This window comes from Pedobacter kyonggii (assembly GCF_004310665.1).
Classification (GTDB): Bacteria; Bacteroidota; Bacteroidia; order Sphingobacteriales; family Sphingobacteriaceae; genus Pedobacter; species Pedobacter kyonggii.
The window spans coordinates 314,802-329,502 of sequence record NZ_SIXF01000003.1 but is presented as its reverse complement, the minus strand read 5'-3'; the positions used below and the strand labels follow the sequence as shown (position 1 = coordinate 329,502).

The 14,701-nt window shown below is 36.7% G+C and carries 8 protein-coding genes; all 8 read right to left on the bottom strand.

Going from position 1 to position 14,701, the window contains the following annotated elements:
* Nucleotides 1-236: 236 nt before the first annotated feature.
* Complete coding sequence (locus tag EYS08_RS05610) at nt 237-539, bottom strand: hypothetical protein (protein WP_131028984.1); 303 nt, start codon at nt 537-539, stop codon at nt 237-239.
* Between the two features lie 61 nt (nt 540-600).
* A complete protein-coding gene (locus tag EYS08_RS05605) occupies nt 601-1,398 on the bottom strand; it encodes a helical backbone metal receptor (protein ID WP_131028982.1) in 798 nt (265 codons plus the stop codon).
* 111 nt (nt 1,399-1,509) lie between these two features.
* The gene (locus tag EYS08_RS05600; RefSeq protein ID WP_131028980.1) at nt 1,510-2,193 is read right to left on the bottom strand and encodes an ABC transporter ATP-binding protein; all 684 of its coding nucleotides are present in this window, start codon (nt 2,191-2,193) and stop codon (nt 1,510-1,512) included.
* Between the two features lie 77 nt (nt 2,194-2,270).
* The gene (locus EYS08_RS05595; protein ID WP_131028978.1) at nt 2,271-4,694 is read right to left on the bottom strand and encodes an ABC transporter permease; all 2,424 of its coding nucleotides are present in this window, start codon (nt 4,692-4,694) and stop codon (nt 2,271-2,273) included.
* Between the two features lie 80 nt (nt 4,695-4,774).
* Nucleotides 4,775-7,174 carry an ABC transporter permease gene (locus EYS08_RS05590; RefSeq protein WP_131028977.1) on the bottom strand — a complete coding sequence of 800 codons (2,400 nt, stop codon included), beginning with the start codon at nt 7,172-7,174 and terminating at the stop codon, nt 4,775-4,777.
* Nucleotides 7,175-7,395: 221 nt separating this feature from the next.
* Nucleotides 7,396-9,768 carry an ABC transporter permease gene (locus EYS08_RS05585; RefSeq protein ID WP_131028975.1) on the bottom strand — a complete coding sequence of 791 codons (2,373 nt, stop codon included), beginning with the start codon at nt 9,766-9,768 and terminating at the stop codon, nt 7,396-7,398.
* 74 nt (nt 9,769-9,842) lie between these two features.
* Nucleotides 9,843-12,224: an ABC transporter permease gene (locus EYS08_RS05580; protein ID WP_131028973.1), complete on the bottom strand. Its 2,382-nt coding sequence runs from the start codon at nt 12,222-12,224 to the stop codon at nt 9,843-9,845.
* A gap of 77 nt (nt 12,225-12,301) precedes the next feature.
* Nucleotides 12,302-14,662, bottom strand: a complete 2,361-nt coding sequence (locus tag EYS08_RS05575; RefSeq protein WP_131028971.1) for an ABC transporter permease — start codon at nt 14,660-14,662, stop codon at nt 12,302-12,304.
* Between the last annotated feature and the right edge of the window lie 39 nt (nt 14,663-14,701).

Sequence of the window (14,701 nt, the reverse complement as noted above, 5' to 3'; positions counted from 1 at the left end):
TACTTTGGCGCTCCAAAGTGCCATGCCCCGCGGCAAAGAGCGGAAAAAAAATGACATTTTGTGTCTTCTTAAGGAATCAAGGCCAGTTAATAGCAGGAAAGATGCTGATCCCGAACATTCGGGACAGCATGACGATCGCCTTAGGCAGAGGAACTAAAAACAAATCTAGGTTAAACAAGATGTGTCCACACGAAAGGTTTTCACGTGAATGACGCCATCATCTTAACCAGACAGTATCAAAATTTCACTAGCGTTACATCGATAAATTCAGGACCTCCTTCTAATGGATAGCCAGAAACCTTTTTCCCTTTTATGGTAACCTTCTTATCTAAATAGGTATCTAGATTTATGCTTGCACTTTTTAAGGCATAAGTTTTATTGTCGGCTTTTAATAAATGCGTACCATATTGAAAGGTAGTCATACCTAATTTTTCAATTGTTCCACTTGCGGTAACGGTACTGGAGTTTCCTCTATTTTTCATTGAGCTGCAGCCAGAAATTACGGCTAAAAATAGGGATAGTATTAATATTCTTTTCATATAGGAGTAACGAGATGGTTTAATTTTATGCTACAAATTACAAAAATTTAATCGCCAAAAACTAATAAAGTTCTTTTTGGAACTCGAAAAAGTACTGAACAGCTTTAACCAGTCTGCTTCCATACCAGCTAAACATTTCTCCATCTACCAATATAATTTTTGCTTCAGGAATGGCCGCTTGTATTTCTTCAATGTGTTTTTCGCCAAAAGGATAAGGCTCTGACGAAAGCAGGATCAGTTCGCAGTTTAAAGTTTTTAGTTCTGCTAATGTAACCGATGGATAACGTTCTTGCCTGACCACATTAGTCATACCATTAACGAGCAGAATGTCGTTTATAAAAGTATTTTTTCCAGCTGCCATATAGGGCTTGCGCCAGATGAGGTAGGCAACCTTTTTATCGATATGCTGTTGAAGTGCAAGTGTTTTCAGATCATTAAATCCAGCAGAAATTAAATGGTTAAGGTAACTGGCTTCTGGCTCGCGATCTACAAGCTCCCCTATCTGGCCAATAGTCTTCATGGCATCATCCAAAGTAAAAATATCGCTCATCCAAACCGGAAAGTCTGCTGCAAGCTCTTCTATATCACTTTGCGTATTTTCTTCTTTGTTGCCAATAATCAAATCGGGTTTTAAATCTTTGATTAAATCGATGTTGAGCTTTTTTGTTCCACCAACCTTGGTTCTCTCTGCAAATTTTTCTATCGGATGGATGCAAAATTTGGTCAATCCGATAATTTCCTGATCCAATCCCAAATCAAATAACAATTCTGTTTGCGAGGGCACAACAGAAATAATCCGTTTAGGTGGAAAATTGATAGAAATTTCCTTACCCATTTGATCGATAAATGATTTTTGCATGTAGCAAAGTTAATTTAACCACAGATAAAAAAGGATAAATACAGATAGAAATTGTTACCATTCCAAATCTGTACCTACCCCCTAACCTCTTGTTAAAATAATAATATAGATCTAACTTAATATAGCCACATCTTCTTTTACTACACCATCGGCGATGTGCAAAATCCTGTTTCCATATTGCGCATTTTTTTCGGAATGTGTAACCTGAATAATGGTAATTCCATCTTCCTGATTTAGTTTTTTAAACAATGTCATAATTTCTTCTGCCTGTGCCGATTGCAAGTTCCCTGTTGGCTCATCGGCCAGAATTATAGATGGTTGAGCGGCCAATGCCCTTGCTATACCAACCAATTGCTGCTGTCCGCCTGAAAGTTGATTCGGGAATAAATCTTTTTTTGCCACAATATTAAAACGGTCTAACAGGTCGGCAATTCTACTTGCCCGCTCGGAGCTACCTACTTTTTTGTACAGCAATGGTGCTTCGATATTTTCGTAAACGGTCATTTCATCAATCAAGTGATAGGCCTGAAAAACAAAACCGATGTGATTTCGGTAAAGTTCAATTCGTTTACGTTCATTCAAAGAGGTTACATCTTCACCCAGAAACTCATACGAACCATAAGTTGGTTCTTCAAGCATACCAATAATATTAAGCAAAGTAGATTTCCCTGCGCCTGATGGCCCCATAATGGAAACAAATTCTCCTTGTTTAATTGTTGTGGTAACCAAACGCAATACGTAGTTTTTAATGCCTTTGTTTGCGTAATATTTTTCGATGTTATTAAGTTGTATCATATTTTTAGGTTTTAGCGTAAAGCGGCTGGCGGTGTAGCGTAAATTTATCGCTAAACGCCAAACGCTACACGCAGTTCTTATTCATATTTAAGTGCGTGTACAGGATTGCCATTCGCTGCTTTTCTGGCTTGAATACTAACGGTTAATGCGGAAATCACTACTGAAACTATTGTAGCCATCAAAAAGGGGTAAACAGGCATATCAATTCTATAAGCAAAACCATCAAGCCATTTTTTAACAAGAATGTAAGCAATAGGCCAGCTTATTAAATTGGCAATTAGCACCAACACCAAAAATGACCTGTTTAATAAGTTTATAATCTGAAGGTTAGATGCACCTAATACTTTTCTTACGGCAACTTCTTTGGTTCTGCGTTTAGCTACAAAAGTAGAAAGTGCAAAAAGACCTAACAGTGAAAGGGATACCGATAATATACTGAACAGTATAATCATATTTAAAAATCGCTTATTTTCTGTTAAAAGATCTGCAAAAATATCATCCATGGTTTTATATTCCATAGGATAATCAGGATAAGCTTGCTTCCATTCTAACTGTACTTTTCTCATAATTTCGCCAGTATTGGAAGTATTTAAACGTAACAGTAAATTATTGGTTGAAGACATTCCTCCTAAATGGGTAACCTTATATATGGTTGGCAAAACAGCTTTATCAAAACCTTCGTTATGATAGTTTTTGATTACACCCACAATCTGAAAAACAAGGCTTTTATTTCCGTCTTTGATGTTATAAGATTTTCCAACCGGTTTTTCATCAATCAAATTAGCCGCAGCCTCGTTTAAAATAACGGTATTGATGGTATCTTGCTTATATGTTTTAGCAAATAATCTACCTTGAAGAACCTTTACACCTAAACTCGGCAAGGCATCCATACTAACAGTAACGGTATTCATGTTAATTGATTTGCCTTTATACATGATTTCTTCTGGCACATTAAATGCGTTCCCCATTACTTGTGTGGTTGTTGCAACATATTGTACACCTGGTATCCTTCTAAGCTTTTCGGCAAAGCTTTCATCATAATTAGTTTTAATGTTTACCAGCTCCCCTCTTTCAAAACCCAAATCTTTATTACTTATAAACTGGCTTTGTTTATGCATAATTCCAATGGCAATAATAAAGGTTATAGAAATCACAAATTGAAAAACAACCAATGCATTCCTCAACAAAACACCTTTTAATCCACTTTCATAACTCCCTTTTAGCACTGCGACCGGATTGTAATTCGATAATACCCACGAAGGATAAAAACCCGCGAGCAAAGTTACCAAACTAAAAAGACCAAATAATTGAGTCAACATCATTTTAAGCTGTGGATTAAGCCAAAAGCTGAGCTGAACATTAAAATGATGTTTAAAAGATGGAAGTACAACTTCGATCAACACGACACATAAAAATAAAGAAATAATACTCTGCAAGGCCGATTCGAGTAAAAATTGTGCAATAAGCTCACGTTTATAAACCCCTAGAACTTTTTTAACCCCTACTTCTTTAGCTCTTTGAACAGATTGGGCAGTAGCAAGATTTACAAAATTTATGATCGAAATGACAAGCAAAAAGATGGAAATGCCCATTACAGGTCTTAATTTTTCTATCCAACTCAGTTTAAAAGGTGGATTCAAATGAACATCTTGTAAAGGGATAACCTTTAAACCAGGTATTTTACCATTTTTATATATCTCATTATACTCTAACTTACGCTTTATCAATGATTTCTTTTGATGATCAGTATAGACTTTCAACAAACTTTGATTTACCGACACTGTATCTGCAACCGGATTTAATCTAGCATAAATCTGGCAGTAATGGAAGTTACTGGCAGATTCGGGAACTTTATCTTCCTCACCGGTACGCATTAAGGCATTAAAGCTAACACTTTGGGGCGTTTCAGGATCAGCTACAACGCCAGTAATGGTTAAATCTGTACCTGGATCGTTCCGCCACATCAATACCTTTAAAGTTTTCCCCAATACTTTTTCTGTTCCAAATAACTTTCTGGCTAAACTTTCTTTTAATACCACCGATTTCGGAGCATTTAAAGCCGATTCGCTATCGCCCTGTAAAAACTCATACGGAAATACCTGAAAGAAACTACTGTCTGCATCTTTCATCCCTGTAACCATAATCGGATTGGCATGAGCAATTTTAACTGAATAACCGCTGCTAAAACCCCAATCTGCCGTTACCCGGGTAACAGCAAGAGCTTGAGGAATATTTTCCCTTACCAGGTTTGCCATCCGGCTATCGTTCACCTCCTGCCAATGGTCTTCGTTATCAGGCGAAAAAAAACTATGTTTCTCTCTCACTTGATAAACATTTTTAAGATCAGGCGACCAGGTATCGTAACTTTCTTCGTGGTTGATGTATAAAAGCATCAATACAAAAGCGGTTAAACCAATGGCTAAACCGCCAATGTTTATGGCTGCATAAACTTTGTTTTTAAATAGGCTTCGCAGTGCGATTTTTAGGTTGAGTTTAAACATAAGGCCTAAGGTGTAAGGTGTAAGGTTTAGGGGGTTGGCGCATTAACCTTACGCCTTTTCACCTTAAACCTTACACCTCTTTATTCATATTTAAGTGCGTCGATAGTATTGGTAACTGCTGCTTTATACGAGCGGATGCTTACGGTAATCAATGTAATGACCATAGAAATAATCATAGCAAATACAAAAGGCCAGATATTCAAATCAATGCGGTAGGTAAAGGTGGCCAGCCATTTGGCGACAAATAAATAAGCAAGTGGCCAGGCTACCAAATTGGCAACAAAAACCATTAATAAAAATGAACCATTTAACATTTTAACCAATTCTAATGTAGAAGCACCCAGAACCTTTCTGATGGCGACTTCGCGGGTTCTCTGTGTAGCCACGAAAGAGATCAGTCCAAATAAACCGATAAAGGAAATAAAAATGATCACCCCTGCAAACACTTTAAAAAGGGCTCCCATTATTTTTTCGGTTTGATAATATTCACTGATTTTATCATCCATAAAAGTAGATCCATAAACATATTCGGGCAGTACCGTGTTCCATATTTTTTCTATAGCCTGCATAGCAGGTAAAATACTTTTACTATCAAGCTTTACAGCTATAGTGGTGTACGATTCTTTGTCGCTGTTAATCACAATCGGAGAAATCGGTTCGTGTAAACTCATGTTATTAAAATCTTTAACTACACCGATGATGTAACCCGTTTTATCATTGATCCTGATGGATTTCCCAATCGCATCATTATAGTTAACTACATTGAGCTTTTTCAGCATGGTTTCGTTTACTACAATATCTTTGATTGTATCGCTCTTAGACAAGCCTTTACCAGCAATAATTTCTAAACCAAATGTTTTAAAATAGTTTTCATCTCCTGTTTTGGTATTGGCCTGAAAAGTTGATTTTACTGTTCCATTGTACCTGAAGTTACTCTCGTTATTAGAATCAGAAGATGGTGCTGCACTGCAATAGCTGGTTGACAATACACCTGGAATTTTGTTGATCTGATCCTGCAAAGTATGGTATCGGGTAATTGCCATGCTATCAGAAGGAACATCAACCAGGGCTACCGCTGTAGGAATAAAACCAAGAGGTTTCTCTCGCATGTAACTCATTTGTCTTAGTACAACCAAAGTGCCTATAATTAAAATAATAGTGATTGCAAATTGAACCACAACAAGAATTTTCCTTAAACTTAAACCTGCAGCATTCGCAGTAATTTTATTTTTAATGGCTAATGCGGGGCTATAGCCAGACATCACCATTGCTGGGTAAAAACCAGCTAAAAAGCTTACCAGCAATACCAAAATAACCATAAATACAAATATGATAGGGTGTTCGATAATGCTAAATGAAATATGATCTTTAAACAGGCTTTGCATGCCCGGCAAGGCTACTTCTGTTAAAACGCAACCTACCAGTAGCGAAATAACCGTTATTGTTAAAGTTTCTGTTAAAAACTGTACAATTAATTGCCTGCGCAAACTACCCATTACTTTACGTACACCAACTTCTTTCCCCCTGCTTACAGCCTGTGCAGTAGCAAGGTTGATAAAGTTGATACATGCAGTTAGCAATAAAAAAGCACCGATTATGGCCAATCCATAAAGTTCTTTCTTCGGCATTACTTTGTTCGCAAAATTGCCCAGATCTGCATTATAGTGAATATCTCTTAGCTGTTGAAACCGATGGCTTTCTTTCGAAACATTATCTCTTTTATAGTATTTAGTAATAAACTGAGGGAGGCTTTTACTTGCATCCTCAATAGAAGCTCCCTCTTTTAGTAATACATAACATTCAGAAGTAGAAGAAACTGTGCCCCAATTAGTCGACTCTGGCCTTGCCTGGTTTAGATAAGTTTTATAAGAAATGATTACTTTAAGTGGGAAAGAGCTGTTATCGGGTGTTTTTTCTATAATACCGGTAACTTTAAGGTCTACTTTGTTTTGAAAGTTAACGCTCTTTCCAACTGCTTTGTGCCAATCTCCAAAAAGTTTATCGGCCATCTCATCTGATAATACAACTGTATTAGGCTGACTTAGTGATTGGCGTGGATTTCCATCAAGCCATTTAAAGCTTAAGATCTCAAAAAAATCTGGCTCAGCATAATGTACACTTTCTGAGGTTTTAATTCTTTCTTTTCCTGATTCGTCTTTTACTTTAATAATTCCACCGCTGGCCTGAATAGCAGCAACTTTATCAAATTGCTGCTTAAAGTCATTTCGCATCGCTGCCGGAAGAGGCCGTGGTGTGCCTGCAGATTCGAAAAAATTATCGGGTGTTGTCCAACCGCTTATTACACGGTATATACGGTTTTCATTTTTAAAGTTTTCATCAAAACTTAGCTGGTAACGGATAAATATAAAAATGAGGATGCAGCTTGCCATTCCGATAGAAAGGCCCAAAATATTGATAAACGTATAACCTTTATTTTTCCAAAGGTTTCGCCAGGCTATTTTCAAATTTAATTTAAACATATCAAATAATTAGTAAAATGAAATCCGCAGATGCTTATGCCAATTTTATACCAAGAGCAAAATAAAACACAAACAACTAAATATCAACAACATATAAATAATTAAAAAGAAAAAATGTCCGTTTATGAACAGTACCTGTACGGTACCGAACGGAGAATAGCGCTAAGCGTTCGGGGTTAGGCGATAAATTCGCACTGATCGCTAAACGCCCTCCGCAGGTCTTATTCATATTTAAGTGCATCAACAGGGTTTGCTTTTACGGCACTGTTTGCCTGGATACTTACGGTTATGATGGTTAACAAAATGGTTAGGGCTGCACTGATTAAAAACGGAAAAAGAGGCAGTTCGATTCGATATGCAAATGTTTCGAGCCACTTTTTGGTTAATATGTACGCCAATGGCCAGGAAATAGTATTGGCTATAAGCACCATAACAAAGAATGAGCTATTAATGAGTTTAAAAATCTGTAAATGACTTGCACCAAGAATTTTCCTTAGGGCAATCTCCTTAATCCTGCCTGTGGTAATGTATTTTGCAAAGGCAAATAAACCTAAAATAGCAATGAAAATGGTTAGGAAAGCAGCCGCCAAAAATACAGATTGCAGTTGTTCTTGTTTTTTAAAGAGTTTGCCATAAAGCTCATCCAAGAATTCGTATCTAAAATCTTCACCATCCTGAGGATTTATTTGTGGCCATTGTGCTTTTAAAGCAGCCAATGCATCTGCCATTCTGTTTTCGGAAATTTTAAGCATAATTTGCAGCTTGTACCCTCCGCAAGGATTTCTAATCGTATAAATTGTTGGCTGAACAGGGCTTTCAAATCCTTGCGTTTTAAAATCTTTAATTACACCAACTATTTTGTAATCGATATTGCAACCTCGAATGGTTTCTCCGATAGGGTGTTTAATACCATATTTAACTACAGCACTTTCATTTATGACCGCAGCATTTAAAGTATCCGTTTTAAATTCATTCGAGAAAAAACGTCCTTCTTTTAATTTTAAGTCTAAGGTTTTCAAATAATCGAAATCTACGTCCACGAAATCAATATTTGCCTTTAAGCCATTAGCAGTGTAACTATTCACCCCGTTTGTGCCACCTGGTATAAAAGTTGCCACAGTGGCTGATTTAATCCCTGGTATTTTCAGAATTTTATCTCTAACAGGTTCAAATTTATCCGGCTTGTTAAAAATGGTAATGTTTTTAATGTAAACCACCTGGTTGGCGGTAAAACCTAAATCCTGACTGCGCATATATTTCAATTGCGCATTGATAATAAGTAAGCCTATAATGAAAATAACAGCAATGCTGAATTGAAAAACCAATAGTCCGTTTCGTAACCAGGAACTTTGTTTACTGGCTGAAAAATTCCCTTTAAGTACTAAGGCAGGTTTAAAACCAGAGAGCGCCAGAGCAGGATATATACCAGCGATAATAGTAATGAGGCACAATATTAAAGGCAATTGCCAAAATAAATCATTACTGATATACCAGATAGACAAAGGAATTTGGAACAAACTATTGAAGTATGGAAGCACCAATTCTGCCAGGATTAAAGCAAAAATAGTTGCCACAAAACACTGTATAAATATTTCGGCGAGGAACTGAACAGTAAGTTGCGAACGATAAGCGCCCATCACTTTTTTAATCCCAACTTCTTTGGCTCTTTTTGCAGCTTGTGCAATACTTAAATTGGTAAAATTGATGCAAGCAATAACCAGAATAAAAATTCCGAGCACTGAAAGGGCAATTAATATTTTGTATGGTGCATCATTACCTGCTTTTGGCCTTAAATGCTGATTTGATAGTGGGTCTAAAAATGTAGAAATACCTTTTAGTTCATCAATTGCTTTTTTATCAGTTTTACTTTTTAATAATTCTGTCCGATATAAAGCCGTAATTTTTCGCTCAAGATCCGCCACATCCGTCCCTGGTTTTAACTGTATGTAGATGGTATAATCGTTCATATCATAATTATCACCCGTGCCTAACTGGCTAGCAATAGAAATACCGTCGAAAGTAAAGTTTGAATGCAAATTATTCTTAATCGAACCGGCTATAATTCCCGTTATGCCTGAATTGCTCGCACCATAACCAACTATTTCAGGTTTGTTATCTGTTTTATTTGGAAAAAGTATTTTCATACTTTTGCTACTTAAATAATTAAGTCTTTCCGTATCCCCCTCTGGTTTTACAAGGCCATTTTCAGGTTTTATATCCAGAATTTTAGCTGCATTATAGTCAACAGCTAAGATATTTTTAGTAAAAAGGGTGTTCTTGCCATTTTTAATGGTCAGTTCAAAAGACCCCTCTTTTATAATACCAGCAGATTCAACTTCAGGAAAATTTTGTTTAATAGCTTTTGCAAATGGGGCTGCTGTATAATTGGTTTTAAATTCCGGATAAGTTATTCCAACTACATACACCTTTTTATAATTGGGATTGGTTTTATCAAAACTGGTTTCATAAGTAAAATACATGGTTACCAAAATAAATGCAGCCAAAGCAATAGCTAAGCCACCTACATTGATAGCAGTTATGGTTTTATTTCTCCAAAGGTTACGTAGTGCAATTTTTAAGTTTAATCTGAACATAAGGCATAGGGTTTGGCGTAAAGTGTTTGGCGTGTAGCGTTTAAACGCTTAGCACCAAACGCCTCACGCAGGTCTTATTCATATTTAAGTGCATCAACAGCGTTTGCTTTGGCCACTTTAAAGGTTTGCAGGCTCACCGTTAAAATGGCAATAATTACCGAGGTTAAAAGGGCTAGCAAAAAAGGCCATGGATTAATGGTAATTTTATAATCATATTTCTCAAGCCATTTGGCAACAAGAATATAGGCTACAGGGATAGCGATCACATTGGATATGATGACCAGTTTCATAAAATCTTTGTTCAAAAGGACCAAGATATCAGAGAGATTAGCACCCAATACTTTACGGATACTGATTTCTTTACTGCGCTGTTCAGCAGTATATAGCGCTAAACCCAATAAACCTAAGCAGGAAATAAAAATGGCAAATCCTCCAAAAATATTGGAAAGTACACTGAGCAACTTTTCGCTCTTAAGTTTTTCGGCCATGCCCTGGCTAACCAGTTTCACTTCAATTGGATAAGCAGGATTTAAACGTTGACTTACCGATTTTATCGCTTCGATTGAAGTAGAAAGCGCCTGTTTAGGATTGAGTTTAAGCAGTAAAACCCGACTCGTTTTAACATTGTAATAATAAACTGTTGGCTGTATTTTAGCAGCAAGCGATTCGTTAGAATAATCTTGTACCACGCCCACCACTTTAAGTGGCGGGTTATCGCCCCAATGGATAATGGTACCCACAGGATTTTTTAACCCCATTATTTTAACAGCGGTTTGATTGAGGAGCAGAGATGTAGATGTATCAGCAGAAAATTTAGGATCAAAATCTCTGCCTGCAAGAATTTTTACGCCAGTTGTTTTGGCAAAATCGAAACCTGTACTTCTATAATTAATAATCGATACATCATTTTTGGGCTTGCCTGGCCATTGAATGTCGCCAGTAATTGAACCACCAGCTGTAAACGAGCCAGCATATTCTGTTGCAGCAATTGTAGCACCTGTCCTCTCCAATTCATTTTTAAATGTCTGCAATTTCTGTGGCTTTGTCCACTCTCCTTCTAAATCGACCTGTGCCAGCGCAGTTTGATCAAAGCCTAAGGGTTTATTTTTAAGGTACTGAATTTGGCTGTAAATTACAATTGCCGAAATAATCATGCAGATAGAAAGGCTAAACTGCACTACTACCAGTGTTTTGCGGATGGATAATGAGCCCGTTGAACCTTTAAAGCCTTTTAATACCTTTACGGGTATAAATGACGAAAGGTAAAATGCAGGATAACTCCCTGCAAGCATACCTGTTAAAAGTACCATAGCAAGTAATACACCCCAAAATGGATAAGCATTGTAATTAATTTTGATCGAGATATCGAGCAAGTTGTTAAAGTAAGGCAATGAGACTTCGAGCAGTGTAAAGGCAATTAACATTGCTAAAAAAGACAACAGTATTGACTCTACCATAAACTGTCCCATTATTGTATTTCGGGTAGAACCTAAAGCCTTTCTAACACCTACTTCACGGGCACGTTTCTCCGATTTAGCAGTTGAAAGATTCATATAATTGATGCAGGCGATAAATAATACACAGATGGCCAGAAAAACAAATAACCGCAACTGATCAATTTTGCCACCCACCGATTTCCCATTGTCGAAGTCATCGTATAAATGAAATTTGCTTAAAGGAAAAAGAAAAGGTTCGTATGTCATTTCTTTTAAATCGGGTTCTTTGTTTACGATGAAGTGTTTTAGTGCTGCATTTGTCGCATCTAAAGAAGCATTATCTTTAAGCCGAAATAAAGTTAAACAGGTAATTGCTCCCCAACCATTTTCTTTTTCCGAAGGATTTTCCTGCTCAAAAAAAGCCCAGGGTTGCAAAACATCAAACTGCATGCTTTGATTTTTTGGCAGATCTTGTATTACAGCACTAACTTTTAAGCTTACCCTGTTATCGTATTTAATACTTTGTCCAATTGGATTCTGGTCACCAAATAATTTCTTTGCTGTCGATTGGCTTATAAGTACATTATTAGGCTCAGATAAAGCAGTGCCTGGATCGCCGTAGATAAATTTCTGTTCAAGTATTTTTAAAAAATCAGGATCTACATTAAATCCTATTAATTTAAAATTATTCCGGTTATGGCTATATAATTTCTGGCCATTGTTCATCGAAATACGGGCCGCACTTTTAATACCAGGCAATTCTGAAACCCCAGCTTTGGCCAGTTTATTTGGAACGGCCATTGTGGTAGCCAGTTTGCCGTTAAATTTTAAATTTAATGCGGCAAAATATACCTTATCAGCATTTTTATATTGCTTATCGAAACTCCATTCGTAGTTAACGTACAAAAGTAACATTAAACAACAGGCCATTCCGATAGCCAGGCCACCTACATTGATCAATGTAAAGCCTTTGTTTTTCCAAAGGTTACGTAGTGCTATTTTTAAGTTTAATTTGAACATAAGGTTTAGGGTTTAGGGCATAAGGTTTAGGGTTTTGGCGTATTAACATTACGCTTTCTACCTTAAGCCTTACACCGTTATTCATATTTCAATGCATCAACAGGATTGGCCTTTGCCACTTTAACCGATTGAATACTCACAGTGAGTATTGCAATAATTACCGAAAGACTAATTGCGGCTATAAATGGTAAGGCAGAAACAGAAATGCGGTATTCGTATCCTGAAAGCCATTTGTTAATGATAATGTAGGCCAACGGAAATGCAATTACATTGGCTATTGCAACCAGTTTTATAAAATCTTTGTTCAACAGCGTGAGGATATTGGCTGTACTGGCGCCCAAAACCTTACGGATACTGATTTCTTTTTTACGTTGCTCGGCCATAAATAAGGCTAAACCAAGTAAACCCAGACAGGAGATAAAAATGGCAAAACCTCCGAACCAGTTTGAAAGTGTGCCCAAAAGTTTTTCATTTTGGAATTTTGACTCAAAATTTTCATTCACAAATTTAATTTCAGTTGGAAAAGCAGGATTCAGTTTTTTTATAATTTCGTTTATTTTATTAATAGATGAGGTTACATTGCTCTGCGCATTTAATCTCATAATTATGGTGCTTGTTGCTTGCTTGTTTTGAGCAATAATTAAAGGTTTCGGACTTTGATAAGGCGATTCCATTACATAATCCTTAATTACCCCAACAATGGTTAAGGGTTGATCCCAACTGATCACTTTACCAACAGGATTTTTCATACCCATCACCTTAACCAAAGCCTCGTTCACTAAAACATTTGCAGTATCTATTCGGTCTTTCGAAAAATCGCGGCCGGCAAGAATTTCCATCCCGGTGGTTTTTGTCAAGTCGACAGTTGTAAATCTATAGTTTACCAATATTTTTTCATTTTCATTTTTACCTGGCCAACTCACTGCGTAAGTATTATTACCACCGGCAGTTAAAGATTGACTGTATTCTGTAACTGCAGTGGCGGCACCAGATTTTAGGATTTCATCCTTTAAAATATTACGCTTACCTGGATTGGCAAACTCTCCTTCAGCAGGGATCTGAACAAGGTTACCTATGTTATAACCAATAGGTTTATTTTTGATAAAATTCAATTGCTGATAGATAACAGCCGTACAAACAATCAAACATGCAGCAAATACAAATTGAAAAACAACCAAATACTTGCGAATAGATAACGATGAACCTCCAGAAAGCTTAAATCCTTTTAATACTTTAACCGGATCGAATGACGAAAGATAAAAAGCCGGATAACTACCTGCAATAATGCCGGTTAATAATGTTAGTCCTAAAAATACAGACCAGAATTTCCAATCTGTATAATCTATTTCCAATGAGATTCTCAAAAGATTATTGAAGTACGGTAAACTTACTTCTATTAACGCGAAAGCAACCAGCATACTTAGCGTGGTAAGTAAAATTGATTCGAACATAAACTGCCCAACCAGATCATTCCTCGACGAACCAATAGCTTTACGAACGCCAACTTCTCGTGCTCTTTTTTCTGATTTTGCAGTAGAAAGATTCATAAAATTAACACAGGCAATCAATAGAATACAGAAAGCTAAAAGAAAAAATATCTTTAACTGGTCTATCCTACCACCTACATTTTTGCCGTTTTCGAATTTTTCATATAAATGCCATTTAGATAGTGGATGCAGAAAAGCTTCGCCATTCGAATTCTTGTCATTGGCCTTAATCATGCCATGCATTTGATTATTAGCTTGCTCGAAAAAGGAATTATCTTGCAACTGAACAAATAATACGCAGTAATTAGAAGTCCAGCCACTGGTTTTTGTCCAAGGGTTTAATGTTTCGTATAATTTCCACGACATTAGGTAATCTATTTCCAGGCTACTGTTTTTTGGCCTGTCTTCAATTACCCCCTCTACTTTTAAACTCAAATTATTTTCGAATTTTACAACCTTATTTAAAGGATCTTCATTACCGAAAAGGTTTTTCGCCAGGGTTTCGCTTAAAATTATGCCATCAGGATTTTTCAAAAAAGTATTAGGATTACCTTTTAAAACCTTGTAATCGAACATTTTTAAAAAATCCGGATCAGCAAACACGGCACTTTTCTTAAAGTTATTCTGATGGTAAGAAAGCATCTTATATTCTGGATAAGATAATCTGCCAACCTTCGAAACACCCGAAACTTTAGAACGCACTTCGTTTTCCATTAAACCAGGCACCGCAAGAAAGCTGAAAGTTTCTTTTGCTGTTTTCTGGTTATTATAAACCAGGTAGGTTTTGTCATAATCGGTAAATTGTTTATCGTACCCGTACTCATAAGCAACATAAAGCAATAAAACCATACAACTAGCCAAGCCAATGGCCAATCCCCCCAAATTAATCAGGGTAAAGCCTTTATTTCTCCAAAGGTTTCGCAAAGCGATTTTTAAATTCAGTTTAAACATAAGGTGTGGGGTTTAGCGCACAGCGTTTGGCGTTTGGCG

What these genes read in the sequence shown, in the direction of transcription:
- EYS08_RS05610 (WP_131028984.1), bottom strand. Translation starts at nt 539, where the DNA reads ATGAAAAGAATATTAATACTATCCCTATTTTTAGCCGTAATTTCTGGC.
- EYS08_RS05605 (WP_131028982.1), bottom strand. Translation starts at nt 1,398, where the DNA reads ATGCAAAAATCATTTATCGATCAAATGGGTAAGGAAATTTCTATCAAT.
- EYS08_RS05600 (WP_131028980.1), bottom strand. Translation starts at nt 2,193, where the DNA reads ATGATACAACTTAATAACATCGAAAAATATTACGCAAACAAAGGCATT.
- EYS08_RS05595 (WP_131028978.1), bottom strand. Translation starts at nt 4,694, where the DNA reads ATGTTTAAACTCAACCTAAAAATCGCACTGCGAAGCCTATTTAAAAAC.
- EYS08_RS05590 (WP_131028977.1), bottom strand. Translation starts at nt 7,174, where the DNA reads ATGTTTAAATTAAATTTGAAAATAGCCTGGCGAAACCTTTGGAAAAAT.
- EYS08_RS05585 (WP_131028975.1), bottom strand. Translation starts at nt 9,768, where the DNA reads ATGTTCAGATTAAACTTAAAAATTGCACTACGTAACCTTTGGAGAAAT.
- EYS08_RS05580 (WP_131028973.1), bottom strand. Translation starts at nt 12,224, where the DNA reads ATGTTCAAATTAAACTTAAAAATAGCACTACGTAACCTTTGGAAAAAC.
- EYS08_RS05575 (WP_131028971.1), bottom strand. Translation starts at nt 14,662, where the DNA reads ATGTTTAAACTGAATTTAAAAATCGCTTTGCGAAACCTTTGGAGAAAT.